14 protein-coding genes are annotated in these 15,607 nt (G+C 43.7%); 1 reads left to right on the top strand and 13 read right to left on the bottom strand.

All coding sequences use genetic code 11. The features are described from left to right. From vctG to rbsD, 12 genes are all read right to left on the bottom strand, one after another. Positions 1-951 (bottom strand): iron chelate uptake ABC transporter permease subunit VctG, encoded by a 951-nt coding sequence (gene vctG / locus R7Z47_RS06475; RefSeq protein WP_005376631.1) that lies wholly within the window; start codon positions 949-951, stop codon positions 1-3. Then, positions 944-1,879 carry an iron chelate uptake ABC transporter permease subunit VctD gene (vctD, locus tag R7Z47_RS06470; protein WP_158155936.1) on the bottom strand — a complete coding sequence of 312 codons (936 nt, stop codon included), beginning with the start codon at positions 1,877-1,879 and terminating at the stop codon, positions 944-946. The genes vctG and vctD overlap by 8 nt, the downstream gene beginning before the upstream one ends. A 22-nt stretch (positions 1,880-1,901) precedes the next feature. Further along, on the bottom strand, positions 1,902-2,810 hold the full coding sequence (locus R7Z47_RS06465; protein WP_065275234.1) for a siderophore ABC transporter substrate-binding protein: 909 nt from the start codon (positions 2,808-2,810) through the stop codon (positions 1,902-1,904). A gap of 163 nt (positions 2,811-2,973) precedes the next feature. Then, on the bottom strand, positions 2,974-3,654 hold the full coding sequence (locus tag R7Z47_RS06460; RefSeq protein ID WP_005373126.1) for a Crp/Fnr family transcriptional regulator: 681 nt from the start codon (positions 3,652-3,654) through the stop codon (positions 2,974-2,976). 134 nt (positions 3,655-3,788) lie between these two features. Beyond that, positions 3,789-4,520 carry a nucleoside phosphorylase gene (locus tag R7Z47_RS06455; protein WP_005373131.1) on the bottom strand — a complete coding sequence of 244 codons (732 nt, stop codon included), beginning with the start codon at positions 4,518-4,520 and terminating at the stop codon, positions 3,789-3,791. Between the two features lie 10 nt (positions 4,521-4,530). Continuing rightward, complete coding sequence (gene pnuC, locus R7Z47_RS06450) at positions 4,531-5,262, bottom strand: nicotinamide riboside transporter PnuC (RefSeq protein ID WP_017820308.1); 732 nt, start codon at positions 5,260-5,262, stop codon at positions 4,531-4,533. Positions 5,263-5,761: 499 nt separating this feature from the next. Beyond that, on the bottom strand, positions 5,762-6,784 hold the full coding sequence (locus tag R7Z47_RS06445; RefSeq protein ID WP_025767871.1) for a substrate-binding domain-containing protein: 1,023 nt from the start codon (positions 6,782-6,784) through the stop codon (positions 5,762-5,764). 35 nt (positions 6,785-6,819) lie between these two features. Next, a complete protein-coding gene (gene rbsK / locus R7Z47_RS06440) occupies positions 6,820-7,737 on the bottom strand; it encodes a ribokinase (protein ID WP_017820311.1) in 918 nt (305 codons plus the stop codon). Positions 7,738-7,959: 222 nt separating this feature from the next. Further along, on the bottom strand, positions 7,960-8,838 hold the full coding sequence (gene rbsB / locus R7Z47_RS06435) for a ribose ABC transporter substrate-binding protein RbsB (RefSeq protein WP_005373143.1): 879 nt from the start codon (positions 8,836-8,838) through the stop codon (positions 7,960-7,962). 87 nt (positions 8,839-8,925) lie between these two features. After that, a complete protein-coding gene (gene rbsC, locus R7Z47_RS06430; protein WP_005373145.1) occupies positions 8,926-9,909 on the bottom strand; it encodes a ribose ABC transporter permease in 984 nt (327 codons plus the stop codon). Further along, on the bottom strand, positions 9,906-11,411 hold the full coding sequence (gene rbsA, locus R7Z47_RS06425; RefSeq protein ID WP_025767874.1) for a ribose ABC transporter ATP-binding protein RbsA: 1,506 nt from the start codon (positions 11,409-11,411) through the stop codon (positions 9,906-9,908). The genes rbsC and rbsA overlap by 4 nt, the downstream gene beginning before the upstream one ends. Positions 11,412-11,434: 23 nt before the next feature. Further along, positions 11,435-11,854 carry a D-ribose pyranase gene (rbsD, locus tag R7Z47_RS06420; RefSeq protein WP_005382620.1) on the bottom strand — a complete coding sequence of 140 codons (420 nt, stop codon included), beginning with the start codon at positions 11,852-11,854 and terminating at the stop codon, positions 11,435-11,437. Positions 11,855-12,327: 473 nt separating this feature from the next. Here rbsD and R7Z47_RS06415 point away from each other — a divergent pair, with 473 nt between their 5' ends. After that, positions 12,328-14,688, top strand: a complete 2,361-nt coding sequence (locus R7Z47_RS06415) for an EAL domain-containing protein (protein WP_167416090.1) — start codon at positions 12,328-12,330, stop codon at positions 14,686-14,688. 139 nt (positions 14,689-14,827) lie between these two features. Here the strand turns inward: R7Z47_RS06415 and R7Z47_RS06410 are convergent, their stop codons facing one another. Then, positions 14,828-15,403, bottom strand: a complete 576-nt coding sequence (locus R7Z47_RS06410) for an imm11 family protein (RefSeq protein WP_017635389.1) — start codon at positions 15,401-15,403, stop codon at positions 14,828-14,830. Between the last annotated feature and the right edge of the window lie 204 nt (positions 15,404-15,607).

Below are 15,607 nucleotides of genomic sequence, written 5' to 3'. Positions count from 1 at the left end.
TTATACAACTTTGTTTTTCAGCAGCAGGTATAAGAAATACGCACCGCCGATAAAGTTAATTACGACACTCAACGTCGTCTCAAAACTGAACACGTTTTCGATTATCCATTGCCCAGCAAGTAATGAACTGATGGATAGAAACGAACATCCGACCAATAGCGTTTTATGTTGGTAACTTCGGAACATTTCTCGGCTTAAGTTGGTCACTAGTAAACCAAAGAACATGATTGGCCCTACCAAAGCCGTAGAAATAGCAATCAAAACCGCCGAGATAATAAACACATTTCTCGTCACTTTAGGTACATCAACACCCAAACTTTTCGCATTGTCTTGGTCGAGCCAAAACACATCTAAAGTGCGATGCATCCTAAACAACAACCAACATGCAAACATCAAAGCCGGAGCACTAAAATAAACCAAGTTCACTTTGACATTATTGAAACTGGCGTACAGTTTCGACTGAACAATTGCATATGTGTTTGGGTCCATCAGCAAAGAAAAGAATGACGCCGCATTGGAAAATAGCTGACCAAAGATCAAGCCGACCAATAGCAACGTAATCAAGTTCTTGCTGCCTTTTGAAAAGTAAAACCCAAACAGCAGTAGCGAAAACGACACCATTACAATTACTGCAATCGCGAAATTTACGTACAAGTTAAGAACTAAGGTACTCAACCCACCAAAAATCAACACGATCAAAATTTGGGTTAACACATACAGCGCATCAAAACCCATGATACTTGGCGTTAAAATTCGGTTGTGCGTAATGGTTTGAAATACAAGTGAAGACTGAGCAATGGCCACACCCGCTAGCACTATCGCCAATACTTTAGGAACTCTACGAGACAAAAAATATTGGTAGTTGTCAGCCGTTAGCCCAATACCAATAAACAGACACGCGAAAAGAATCGCAATGCCACCTAGCAGCAGGATTTTCGTTGAATCACGCATGTTGCTTACCTCGCAACAACATTGCGATGAATACCACGCCACCCAATATGCTAATCACGATAGAGATTGGCATTTCATGAGGGAAAATAATTAAACGACTCACCAAATCGCAACACAACACTAAAATGGCCCCATACATGGCCGTAAGCGGAATGTTCTTTTTGAGGTTATCGCCATAAAAGTGACTCACGAGATTCGGTACAATCAGCCCTAAGAATGGCAACTGGCCAACAATCATCACGACACTTGCTGACATGATGGACACCAATAGCACGCCAATCGTCACAACCTGCTGATAATTTAAACCCAAGTTAATCGCGAAATCTTTTCCGATACCTACGGCAGAGATCCTTGCGCCAAAAAGATAGCTGAGGATAACCATTGGTACCGCGATGTACAGCAGTTCAAAATCACCACGCAAGATGTTGGCGAAGTTTGCGACTGTCCAAGCATTCAGACTTTGAAGTGCATCATATTTGTAAGCGATAAACGTAGTCATGGATTGGATGACATTGCCGAAAATAATCCCGACAAGAGGCACAAAAACCACGCTCTTAAATTGAATGCGCTGAATAAAGAAAACAAACGCTAGCGTCCCAAATACCGAGATGCCGAATACGAGCCAAAGGTGATTGTCGTTACCAAAGAAAACCACGCTCAGTACGTAGCCCAGCATGGCACATTCGATCGTACCAGTTGTAGAAGGTGCCGCAAATCGGTTCTGGCTGATTTGCTGCATGACAAGACCCGCAATACTCAAGCCAGCACCAGCAAGCAGTATGGCAAATAAACGTGGTATACGGCTGGTAAAGAAAAGCTCTAATGCTTTCTCATCACCTGAAAAGAGTTGTTGGGGTGTCATGTTTGCCACCCCAACAAATAACGAAACCGTGCTTAAAACCACAAGGGTTAGCAATAACTTCTTCAAAGTTAACCTCTGCTATCTTGGATTACAGTTCAACGGTTTGCTTAATCTCACTGACCATTTTTTCTGTTGCTGTCACACCAGACATCGACAAATACCACGCGTCCACATCTAAATAAGTGATTTTGTGATTTTTATATGCTGCGGTCGCTTTGACTAAGTCGTTATCCATGGATTTACGAATATCGTTATCCGGCGTACCTGTCAGAGAATTTCGGTCAACCACGAGAATATTTTTCGGGTTAGCTTCACGAATAAACTCATAAGAAATGACATCTCCGTGAGTGCCCGTTTTCACGTGCTCAACCGTTTCCAAGAAGCCAAAGTCGTTATAAATGACGCCAAATCGCGACTGGGCACCAAACGCGCTGATGTTGTCACCCATGCTTAAAATCGTTAATGCATCATTTTTGTTCGATTGGTTGTAGTCGCGGATTGCTTTGAATTGAGTATCTAACGCTTCAATTTTCTGCTCTACTTTTTCTTCGATATTGAAGATCTTACCAATATTGCGCCATTGCGCTTGCGTGCCTTCCCAATAGCCTTGGTTTTCTTTCGCCGCGAAAACAACTGTAGGGGCAATTTCACTCAGCTCTTCATATTTCGCAGACGCTCGCGGACCAACCAAAATCAAATCCGGTTTTTGCATGTAGATGGTTTCAAAATCAGGTTCAAACAAACTACCCGCAGAGGTGTAGTTATCTTTGCTGTATTTTGAAAGGTAACTAGGAAGATTAGACGAGTTAGATACTGCAACAGGATCGATACCAAAGTTGTCCAGCGCATCTAGCGGGCCAAAGCCAATCACAACCACACGCTCTGGGGATTGTTCTAGCTCTGTTTGACCCATGTAGTGGTCAATCACAACTTTAGCAGCGAAAGAAGGAGAAACAGTAAATAACGACAGCATAGCCGCACCAACGAATTTTTTCATTTTGTTAAGCCTTAATGAGATCTATTATCATACGCGTTCGCAATATAACGCTACTCTTTAATGCATTCAACAAAATTTAAGGTACTTTACATTAGTTACGTTTACTCAAGACTTAGATATATCAAAGACTTATAAAACCCATCAGTTCCAATACCTGGGCGTATCATTCATGCGCTTCAATAAACGCTTTGAGTGCCAGCGCATCAATAATCTCCAAACCGTTGTCCGTTTTTGTAATCAATCCCTTTTCAATCAAGTCCTTAACTGCACGTCGATAGACTCGGCCTGAGGTACCAAACCGCTCAGCCTCTTGGTTCACTTTATCAAAACCACCAAGCAACTTATCCGTCTGATTACGGACGAGAAGATCATAGGCAATGTTGTAAGTAATGGGATGCAACAAACGGTTAGTGTAGATATCCATGGAGTCTTGATAATCCTCAGCCAATGCTGAAGCGAAGAACACCATCATTTGGGGATGATTTTGCAGTGCTTCGGTTAGTTTTTGGATACAGATAACATCAACCTGCATATGTTCATCTGCTATCACATTCCATTGACAAGGAGTCTGAGTGAAGAACTCCATTTCACCATAAATATGATAGTCGCAGTTAGCTTCCCCTAATTGAAAACGTCGTCCATTTGCGGCCAATATGTTCATCGAGACTCGACCTACTGGCACAACATACAAGTACTGAAGTTGCTCACCTTGGCGGAGAATTGCTTCCCCAGCATCAAAGTAACGCGAATTTATTTGGCATTGATAAATCAAATCGCGAAAGGTGGCACTCTTTTCTTCAAGGTATGTTTTGAAGCGACCAGTCGGATAAGGGCTGATTTTCATTTTCTGCTCTCTCAGAAAAAGTTACGGACAACTATTTAAGGTGGATTGTACCCCGTAACTCCAAATAAAAAAGCGACAGTGACCTGTCGCTTTACATCTATTCTGTTTATGTGACTTACTGAGATAGAGACTGGCTAACGCTGAGCAACCAAGGCTTCTAATGCCGTAATCGCGGCACTCTTCTCACCTTGCATCATTACTTTAGCCTCATCAACGTACTGACCAACACCTTCTTTCACATCTTGTTGATACAGCACCACGTTGTTTAATATCGAAGCCACATGAAGGCCTCGTAGTCGACCGACCGTAAACAGCGCAGAGGTTTCCATATCGGCACCTAAGATGCCTTTCTTGTTCCAATGTTGGCATATTGCATCCTCGTCATCGGTATAGAAACTGTCGTGAGAACGCACCACACCAAAATGATAATGCACTTTTTGCATCGACAAGTAACGCTCAACTTCCTTTAACAGTGAAAAGCTTGCGTAGGCTGGATAAGACGAATCGACATACGCTTTAGAGCCGCCCTCATCTCTTACCGCGCCTTCGGCAATGATCAACTCGCCAAGATGAATGCCTGATTGCATTGCCCCCGCCGATCCAACGCGTACCACATGAGTCACACCGCACTGTTTTAGCTCTTCCACTGCGATGATCATCGATGGCGCACCTATACCTGTACTACATACTGAAACAGGCTTGCCTTTGTAGTTGCCGGTAAACACACGGTACTCGCGGTTTTCCGACACCATTTCTGCATCATCAAATAATACCGCGATACGATTCGCTCGATCTGGCTCGCCGCATACAATAACGAGGGGAGCGATTTGTGTTTCATCCACTCCGATATGAGGTTGTTTGGCCATTTTTCGTTCCTTACGCAGCAGCGTGCGCTAAGGTTTTATCGCCATTGCGCTTAGCGCTACGAGCCCACTCACGCGTGCCATTGGCAGCGATGAACATAAGAATCGCGTACTGAACAGACATTGCGTAAACACCTTGCGTCGCGTAGATACCCACACTGATAATATTAATCACAACCCATAGAATCCAGTTTTCGACGTATTTACGTGTCATCAGAATTTGTGCAACAACAGAAAGTACTGTCATGGTTGCATCCCAGAACGGGAACGCGTCAGGTTCAAGCACCGGTTCAGCCAAGTCAGCACCAAAGAGATTCAAGCTATCAACAGCAATGTTTGCTAGCGCAAAGAAAAATGGGTCGATATAGATCGTTAATAATGCGATACATGCAACGCTAATAGAGGCAGTAGTAATAAGTTTCTGTTTATTTAACCAGCGAACCTCCAGCGTTTCACCTTGTGCGTTTGGACGAGTCCACGCATACCAGCCGTAAATGTTCGCACAGAAGAAAAACAATTGAAGAAGCAATAATCCGTATAACTGAATTTGAAAAAAGATAACGGCAAAAAGCGTGACATTCAGCAAACCGAATAAGTAGTTGATGGTTTTTTCTTGGCTGGCAAACCAAATGCAAAGCAGTCCAAAAACGGTACCGAAAGCTTCGATCCAGCTCATTGCGTAGCCGTCGCCAATCGGAATGTTAACGAGAGTATTATTAATATCGAGCAAGGCAAAGAGGTCCATAACATGTCCTTTATTATTTTGTTTGGAATACGCTTATATTAGAGCGTGATCCCCAACAAAAAGGAGGACATTTGTCCTCCTCTTGATGCACTCGATCATAATTCAGTTCAATGTTTACTTGAAAGCAATAAATGATGCTATTGAACGATGTTGGAAATAGACGTGCCTATGAATCCAAGCCTAGATAGCGTTTTTTGAATGCAGAAGCTGATGCAAATAAAGCTGACGCCAAAAGTGTAATAATAAAGCCAATTGCGTACTCAAATGCTTCATTAACCAGTAGCTGATAGCAGCTCACAAAAAAAATCAATACAACTGTAATAACATTAACTCGGTGAAACCAAGGGTGTTTTACAGATAACTTAGCGTAACCTTTTGATAACATTTAACTAATCCGCCAGACAACAATTAATAGTTTTATTTATAATCAACGACGATAGTAAGGCTTTATCGTATAAAGAGAAACGACTTTTTTAATTTTTTAGCTCAACATCACACGTCATTCAGTGACGTTTGACTTTAACCTCTTGACGCTTTTTCGTTCCACTAGAGTCGGTTCTAATTGTACGACCTGTGCCTCTGTTGACTTTTCATCCAACTTTCGGACAAGAGTCTCAACGGCAGCCTGCCCCAAACGGTACTTAGGCTGATGAATGGTAGTTAGCGATGGCGACATAAATTTCGCGATATGGATGTCATCGTAACCAATAATGGACAGGTCGTCCGGCACTTTAATATCGAGCTCATTTGCGGCGTTAATCACCCCCATCGCCATCATATCGTTAGAGACGAAAATCGAGCTAGGTAATGCGCCACGCTGAGCCATTTTTTTGAACGCTTGATACCCACCCTCACACTCGAAGTCCGATTCAATGATCCAATTGGCATTAAATTCCAAGCCAGCTTCGTTCATTGCTCGCTTATAACCTTCGTATCGCATTTGCGCTTGGTGTTTAATCAAAGGGCCAGTGATGCACCCAATTTCGGTATGGCCGCAATCAATTAAGTATTTCGCCGCTAAGTAACCGCCACGAAGTGAGTTGTCTTGGATTTTATCGCTTGTAAATAGCATCGGCCCCCAGTCCATTACCACAACTGGGATATCTGGGTAACGCTCAAATACATCGATACGCTCTCCTTCTAGCGACGAGCACATCAAGATCAAACCATCGACACGCTTTTGCAATAGCGTATTAATGGATTGACGCATACGTTCGTTATCACCCTCGGTGTTACATAAAATGAGGCTGTAGCCTTTTTGGTAGCAGCTGCGTTCGACGCCTTTTACGACTTCGCCAAAGAATGGGTTGGTTGAGGTTGTCACGAGCATACCAATGGTTTTGGTACGATTGACTTTGAGGCTACGCGCCAACGCAGAGGGCGCGTAGTAGTTAAGCTCTTTTGCGGCATTGTTAACGCGTTCAGAGATCTCTTCGCTCACAAAACGCGTCTTGTTAATAACATGGCTCACTGTTGAAGTGGAAACCCCTGCCAGTTTTGCGATGTCTTTCATCGTCGCCATGTTACTACTCCTATTTTAATGAGGCGTTGTGCGCCTTATTGTTCAGCGAGAAACGCGTCCACCTCTTCGCGGGTTGGAATCGACGTTTGCGCGCCAAAGCGGGTCACAGAAATTGCAGCCGCCGCATGTGCAAACTTAATCGCTGATTCTAAAGGTAAACCTTCTAGGAGACCAGTGACGAATGCCCCATTAAATGTATCGCCCGCAGCGGTAGTATCCGTCGCTTCAACGCGGAAACCCGAGATGATTTCGCCTCGACCGTTTTGGCTTAGCCAAACGCCTTTTGCACCGAGTGTGATCATGACAATTTCTATACCTTTACCATGTAGCACATTCGCCGCTTCTTGCGCGCTTTCGTTGTCTGTTACAGTAATACCTGTCAGAACTTCAGCTTCCGTTTCATTTGGCGTAATCACGTCAATGTAAGACAGTAATTCATCTGACAATTCACGAGCTGGCGCAGGATTCAAAATTACGTTGGTTTTGGCATCTTTCGCTACACGCGCAGCTTTCTCAATGCCGCACATCGGCGTTTCCAATTGCATTAGCAAGTAATCTGCTTGGCGAATACGCTCTAAATCTGGCTCAATCGCTTCTGCTGTCAGTTTGGCGTTCGCTTCAGCTGAAATGCAAATGCTGTTCTCACCACTGTCCGACACTTGAATCATCGCGATACCTGTCGGGCAATTTGGCTGCATCTTCACACCAGTGATATCGATGCCGTCCATTTTGAAGTTTTCGCGAATGTTAATGCCGAATGAGTCGTCGCCCACACAAGCGATAAAACCGATGTCTGCATTTAATCGCGCCGCCGCGACGGCTTGGTTGGCACCTTTGCCACCTGGGATAACTTGATAGTTGCGACCATGCAGCGTCTCGCCTGGGCGAGGGAAAGAAGGCACTTGAAGAACATGGTCAGCGTTTACACTACCTAACACCACTAACTTATTCATACGGTTATCCTCGGTTCTGAATGAACCCTTTTTAAAAACTGTTTAGGAAAATACATTAGATGACTTTAACTTCTCTTCCTGACGAAGGAGTCTCGATAAAAAGCCAAAGGCATCTATACCCCACACTTTGCAGTATTTTGGGTAAGTTTGCCCTCACCTCCTAAACGACAGATATAAACGGAGGAGAGAGCAAAAATTAGGATGATTTATTGAACTGAAAACTTACTTAGTGACTACTTTTAGTGGTACTGGGATGTACTCTTCTACTTCTTCACCTTTCAAAACTTTGTCAGCCGTTTCAACACCTAAAGCACCGATAAGGTCTGGTTGCTGAGCAATAGTTGCCGCTAGTTTGCCACGGTTAACTGCTGCAATGCCGTCTTCCGTACCATCAAAACCAACGATAACGACATCTTTGCCAGAAGCTTGAACTGCGCGAAGTGCACCTAGCGCCATTTCATCATTCTGTGCAAATACCGCTTGTACATCCGGGTTAGCCGCTAGCAGGTTTTCCATTACGTTTAGACCTTTTGTGCGGTCAAAGTCAGCTGGTTGGCTAGCAAGAAGATCCATATCGCTGCCCTTCACGGCATTCATAAAGCCTTCACCGCGCTCACGCGCTGCCGATGTGCCCGCAATACCTTCAAGTTGAATGACTTTTGCTTTTTCGCCGACTTTTTCCATGATGTAGTGGCCTGCCATTTCACCACCAATTACGTTGTCCGACGCGATGTGACTCACAACTTCACCACGGCTTGCACCACGGTCTAGTGTCAACACAGGGATCTTAGAACGGTTCGCCATACGAATTGCATTAGACACTGCATCAGAATCCGTTGGGTTGATAAGAATTGCTTTTACGCCGCGAATACTTAAATCCTCGATGTTCGACAGTTCTTTACTCGGGTCATTTTGCGAGTCCAGTACAATTAAGTCGTACCCCAATTCTTTCGCTTTTGCTTCCGCACCGTCTTTCATCGTTACGAAGAACGGGTTGTTTAGCGTCGAAACCACAATCGCCATGGTATCTTGAGCTTGCGCCGCTACCGATACGGTTGAAGAAAGAAGTGCAGCAGAGATAAGAGTTGCAAGTTTTTTCATCGTTCTAGTCCTTTGTGTAGGGTGAGCCAGTACACGTCCCCTGACTCGGTTTGTATTCACTGTTTTATATATACAGATTGTTATGAATTACTTGTTTTTGTTGTCTACCAATACCGCCAGCAAGATAACCACTGCTTTTGCAATCATTTGGTAGTAGGAAGAAACATCAAGTAGGTTAAGTGCATTGTTCAAGAAACCGATGATCAGCGCACCAATCAAGGTACCCATGATACGGCCTTTACCGCCCATCAAGCTGGTACCGCCAAGAACAACCGCTGCGATAGCGTCTAGCTCGTAGCCCATACCTGCTGTTGGCTGCGCCGAAGAAAGACGAGACGTTACAATAATGCCTGCAAGCGCTGCTAACATACCGCAGATGGCGTAGACACCAATCTTCACTCGGTCTACATTGATACCTGATAGGCGAGTCGCAGACTCATTGCCGCCTAGTGCGTAAACATAGCGACCAAAGCGCGTGTGGTTAAGTAAATACCAAGCCGCAGCGAACACAACCACCATTAACCAAACAGGAACTGGAATGCCTAGCGCGTAGCCAGTACCAAACCATGCGAACGCATCCGCGGTGTCAGTAAAGCCTGTCGAGATTGGACGACCTTCGGTGTACACCATGGTCACACCGCGTAGTAACGTCATGGTAACCAGCGTAGCGATAAATGCCTGCACCTTACCCTTCGCAATAATGATACCGCTGATCGCACCTAACGCTGCACCTGCGACTAAAGCAGTTGGAACCGCCACCAGCACCGGAACCTCAAGCGCAATCATGCTTGCCGCAAAGGCACCACACAATGCCAATACCGAACCAACACTTAAGTCTATGCCTGCTGTTAAAATAACTAATGTCATACCCACTGCGATAATGGCATTCACGGAGGTTTGACGAAGAATGTTGAGAATGTTGTCGACCGTAAAGAAGTTCGGGTTCAAAAATGACACAACAACGATCAGAAAGATCAGAGCTATCAGTGATTTTTGTTCAATCAGCCACTCTTTTGTGAACAACTTCTTGTTGCTCGTTTCGGTTGGTTTGCTCATGGTATTCGTACTCATGCTGCTTCCTCATTGATCTCTTTGCCTACGGCACAGGCGAGTAATTTTTCTTGATCGGCGTCTTTCGCATCAAATTCGCCAGTGATACGACCTTCATGCATCACTAAAATACGGTCGCTCATGCCGAGCACTTCAGGCATCTCGGAAGAAACCAAGATGATGCTCATGCCTTCGGCCTTAAACTTGTTGATGAGCTGATAAATCTCTTTTTTTGCTCCGACATCAACACCACGTGTTGGCTCATCCAGAATCAGAACTTTAGGTTTCGTCATTAACCCTTTCGCAATCGCAACTTTTTGCTGGTTACCACCAGATAAGTTGCCGATGATTTGATCTCGCGTTGGGGTTTTAATGTTGAATAACTTAATAAAATCTTCCACAGCAATCACTTCGTCGCTGTGTTGAATCTGGAAGCCTTTGGTCAGCTGGTTTAGCGAACAAAGTGACATGTTCTCCTTAACCGAAAGACCTAAAACCAAACCATCGCCTTTGCGATCTTCAGAGATGTAAGCGATACCATTTGCCAAGCCATCTTGCGGGCTAACCGGGTTAATAGTTTTGTTATCAAGATTGATAACACCATGCTCACTAGGTAATGCGCCGTAAATGACTTTCATGAGTTCAGTGCGGCCTGCGCCCATCAAGCCAGAAATTCCAAGAATCTCACCACGCTTGAGAGTAAAGCTCACATCCTGAACGCCAGACCCAGTCAAACCAATGACTTCAAGACAAGTTTCGCCATGTTGGACATCAATACGTGGATATTGCTCTTCTAATTTTCGGCCAACCATCATTTCAATTAGGCCATCTTCATCAGTGTCGGACACCTTGCACTCACCGATAAACTTACCATCACGAAGCACCGTAATATCATCACAGATTTCAAAGATTTCTTTAAGACGATGCGAGATGTATACGATGCCGCATCCTTGAGCACGAAGCTCATTAATCACTTTAAACAGTGATTCCGTTTCGGTATCGGTCAATGCGTCCGTTGGCTCATCCATAATGATGACTTTCGACTCAAACGAAAGTGCCTTTGCAATTTCCACCATTTGTTGTTCACCAAGGCTTAAATCGCCAAGCAATGTTTTTGATGAGTGCTTTACATTCAGACGTTTTAAAAGCTTGTCAGCTTCGTCATACATTTTGCCCCACTGGATACGCCCTAAGGATCCAGTGAACTCTCGTCCCAAGTAAATATTTTCAGCAATCGTCAGTTCAGGAATCAGGTTCAGCTCTTGGTGAATAATGCTAATACCAGCTTCCTGTGAATCGCGTGGACCTTTAAAGGCCGCCGGCTGACCTTGATATTGAATGCTCCCCGCATCCATGTGGTAAATGCCTGTCAACACCTTCATTAGCGTTGACTTGCCTGCTCCATTTTCACCCATCAGCGCCATAACACGGCCTGGATAAACATTCAGGCTTGCTTTGTCGAGTGCTTTTACGCCCGGAAACGCCTTCTCAATTTCGCTTAGTTGTAGAATGGCTTGAGTCATAATCTGTCCTCAATATCTCTGGCTTAAAAAACCACGCCCGCTTGGAAAATAACGTTCGCATATGGCGAGCATTCGCCCGTTCTTACGATAGCGCGACTTTGGGCCGTGCGTGCTTTAAACGCTTCATGTGACACGTAGCTCACCTCAATAGATTTGCCCGTTTCTTCACTCTCTTTGCTCAGTTCGTTGAGCAACGCTTCATGCAAAACTGGGCTTGCATCAGAGAACTCTTCCGCAATGATGACCCCTTCGATTTGGGACTCAGATAGAATTACGCGAACAGTATCAAGAAAACTTGGTACCCCATGCGTTAGCGCCAAATCGATTCGCTGAACATGCTCTGGGATTGGTAGACCAGCATCACATATCGTGATCTCGTCGGTGTGGCCTAGCGTCGCCACCAAGTAAGAAATATCTGAGTTAATTAGGGTACTTTTTTTCATCTCATCGACCTTTCGGTTACACGTTCATACAACCATGAGCGCCTGTTTTAAAATGTTTTCGTTATTAACAGAAAACTCATCGAAACGTTTCGATGAAATAATAATTCGTCATCGCAATTTGACCAGTGTGAGATCGATAAGGTGTGAGAATGATCTGTAATTCAATTGTCATTGAATAGGAAAAGTGCACTTGAGTCACACTTTACCATCGAAACGTTTCGATGACGGTATTTCCCTGTCATTACAGTTAGGTTTTATACAGGGAGGGAGGAAAAGAGACGTCCAACTACTGAGAAAACCTCTAGTTAATAAGCTCGAAACCTTTCACGTCATCACAATTCTTAGATAGCTGCCTGATTTTGGAGAACGCTCACCTTACAATCTGGTTACAATTTGCCAAAACACATCATCCGTTCAGTACCTTACCTGGTACGCGACGTTTGTAGGGACACAAACGGAAACTAAGAACCATAATGAAGTTAAGCAATAGAGTCATTTTGCTTGTCGCGCCAGTGATCTTATTAAGCGCGTTAGTATCTAGCTATATTATTTATAGCATTCAAAAAGTGACGCTCATCAAGCGGGAAGACAGCTATATTCAGTTGCAAATGGAAAAGCTCGCCGGGCAGTTTCGACAAGCAAATATTTTTCTTAATAGTTATGCCTATACGCTCAGTAAAAGTGATGTATTACAAGACTATTTGGTAAATCATAACAACCCCTATCGTGAACGAGTCTTGTTTAACCGATTAGACGAGACCGCTGAAGTATTGAGCCATGGTTACAAAGGCGATGCGAGCATGGCGATCCTCGACGGAAAACAAAACCTTCTCTACTACACAGAAAACAAATATTACGAATCATCGGGCGTGGTCGACCCAAAGGTGTTAGAGTACATATCACGAAGTTTCAATGAGAGAGAGGCTTTCAGTCACACTGGCTTTATTTATAACTCCAGTGGACAAAGCATTCTTCTTCAATATGAGGTCGTCGACAAAAGAACGGGGACTCACCCTTTGAGCTTTGACTCGAAAAATGTGTTTTTTGTGGTAGTTTCCGTATCACTTGAAGCCTTTAACGAGATTAAGCATGAAATCGAGTTTGACACGCACAGCGTGATTACTTTCGCCGACAAACCCATTTATCTTGATATTCCTCTCGCTCAAACCATTGAGCTGCTGCCGCACTTTTATGCCGTGCTTTCTCCTGCCGAATATTTAATGTGGAATAAAGTCGATAAAGTGTGGCTAGAACTTGCTTTCTCCTTTGGCGTAGCGGCGTTTTTCACCATCACATTAATCATTTTGGTGTTGTACCGCTATGTGTTGCGCCCTGTTTCTCGCCTTGATAAGCAGCTGAACGAACTTGAATCTAATCAACGTGACAATATTGAAAAGCTAGAAACAAACGATGAAATAGGACGCCTCTCTGCACGCTTTTTTGATATGTATGAGGAACTTAATGTCATCTATAAAAAGACAAAACGCCTAGCTGAAACGGATCACCTGACGCAACTCGCCAATCGCCATCGTTTTCATGAGCTTGCCACTCGTGAACTTATCTCCCCTTCGCAGTTTCTGTGGGTTGTTTACGTCGATCTTGATAACTTTAAATACGTGAATGATAAATACGGGCATGAATTGGGAGATAACTTATTAAAAGTGTTCTCATCACACATCAAGAATGCCTGTCAAAAGTTCTCGCACGATTACAACAGCCCCTGCTTTGCCGCCAGGTTATCTGGTGACGAATTTGCAATTTTGCTGAGCTCAAATCAAGAGGTAAAACGCTTGCCTGATTTGCTTGCATCAGAGCTGCTAAAACCGATTAGTAATCTCAGTTCATCTTGGAGTAATTCATTTCCTGTTACGGCAAGCGTAGGTATTGCACAATATCCTCAAGACGGTACTGACATCGCGAAGTTACTCTCCAGTGCCGATGCGGCTATGTATCAAGCAAAACGGGCAGGGAAAAATCAATACGCCTATTATTCAGCCGCTCTCAATATTGAGTCTCAAAGACGAAGTCAACTTGAACGTGCGCTCCGAAAAAGCAATGTAGAGGAAGAATTTCACCTTGTTTTTCAACCCTATATGAACAATCGAAGCAACGAAATTGAGGGGTTAGAAGTCTTGTTGCGCTGGGAAGCCGAAGGTATCGGCCCTATCCCTCCAAAGGAGTTTATTCCAATTGCAGAGCAAGCCGGATTATTTGATAAAATTGACCGCTGGGTTTTCGCCAATGCAACGGCGGAATACCATCAATTAAGGAATATTTTCGGTAAGGATATTGTTCTTTCGGTCAATCTTTCATCAGCAGAGCTAAACTCGATAGAAATGGCAAACTACATCCATGAACAAGCGACACTGCACAGTGTTAAACCAGAATGTATTGAGATAGAAATAACCGAAACCTTTGCCGCAGAACAACAAGGCACGGCTCTACTTGATGAGCTATCAAAACGTGGCTACCGTCTTGCAATTGATGACTTTGGTTCTGGTTACACATCGTTAACTCAGCTCGTTCAGTATCCGGTTCAAAAAATCAAATTTGATCGAGAGTTCCTCGTTACATTGATGAAGACCAACAACGGCCATGTGATCAAACCTATTATTGAGCTATGCCATGCCCAGAATAAAACGGTTACAGCAGAAGGTATTGAACACAATATGATGCATGAATGGCTATCGGCATACCGCTGCGACTATATGCAAGGCTATTTATTTGGCAAACCAATGACTAAAGAACAATTGAGCTTGTGGTGGCAATCGGCAAATGACGACAGTCGATTTGATGCGTCCATGGCCAGCTCAATTAGGGTTTCAAGAACATAAGTTAAGGGGAGACGTACAGCTGTCACAACTGTGGCGGCTGTATTTAGTTATATATGAGCTTCATTGATAGATGCTCAGCTTTTGTTCCCCCATACCTATATCTATGACTTTAGTCGAGTAAATCACTATTTATTCGTTTTTAAACCAGCACTTCCTTGAAATCCAAACCGGTCAAATTCAGCGCTTTGACGCTATCGTACAAGCCACCTTTTTTGTCCGTGCAAAACGTTCTGAGCCCAGCACCTTTTACTCTGAACAAGTCAGATTCATTAACGGCTTCTCTATTCAAAACGAGTTTCTTAAACGGTCTAGCACGACTTAGCTTACCATGACGAAGATTATACTCGGTAGCAGAGGTATCAATGGCATCAATTTGAGTGACAATGTTTAATGCTCGCCAAGGCTTTCCTTGTAGATTTAATGGTAAAAATTCGACATTCTCGCTCAACACATCGAGCTTATCCGCAATAGAAGCGGATACAGCAAGAGTAAAAGATCCCCATGCTGCAATATCAGGCCTGGGCAATGGCTTTTCACCCATAACGTCTAACCATTCAATATCAATACTTTTCCAACTGGCTTTAACAGACTCTCCATAGAGTTGGATAGGTTTGCTTGCCGTTACTTGAAGAGACATTTCCAATGGCGACTCTTGCAACATTGCAAAATCATTAACATTGGGAGTGACAATAAACACTTTATTAAATGCTGTCATAACCGTCCTTAAATAAATTCTAGCGCTTTTCTTAATGAGATGAGCGCTTTCACACCAAACCAAACCGAGCATAATAGATAGAGTTTAATTTCATGTTCAAAAATTTAATGAATTAAGATCTGGCGTTCTTATCTTTTAATTTCGAAGTTTTATTATTTATATATTTTAATCCACACGATAGAATTATTTTTTCAATTTTTACTA

Source organism: Vibrio sp. 1641 (assembly GCF_033339995.1).
In the GTDB taxonomy this organism is placed as follows: domain Bacteria; phylum Pseudomonadota; class Gammaproteobacteria; order Enterobacterales; family Vibrionaceae; genus Vibrio; species Vibrio alginolyticus.
The sequence above is the reverse complement of the archived record's forward strand: the minus strand, read 5'-3'. Positions and strand labels throughout refer to the sequence as shown.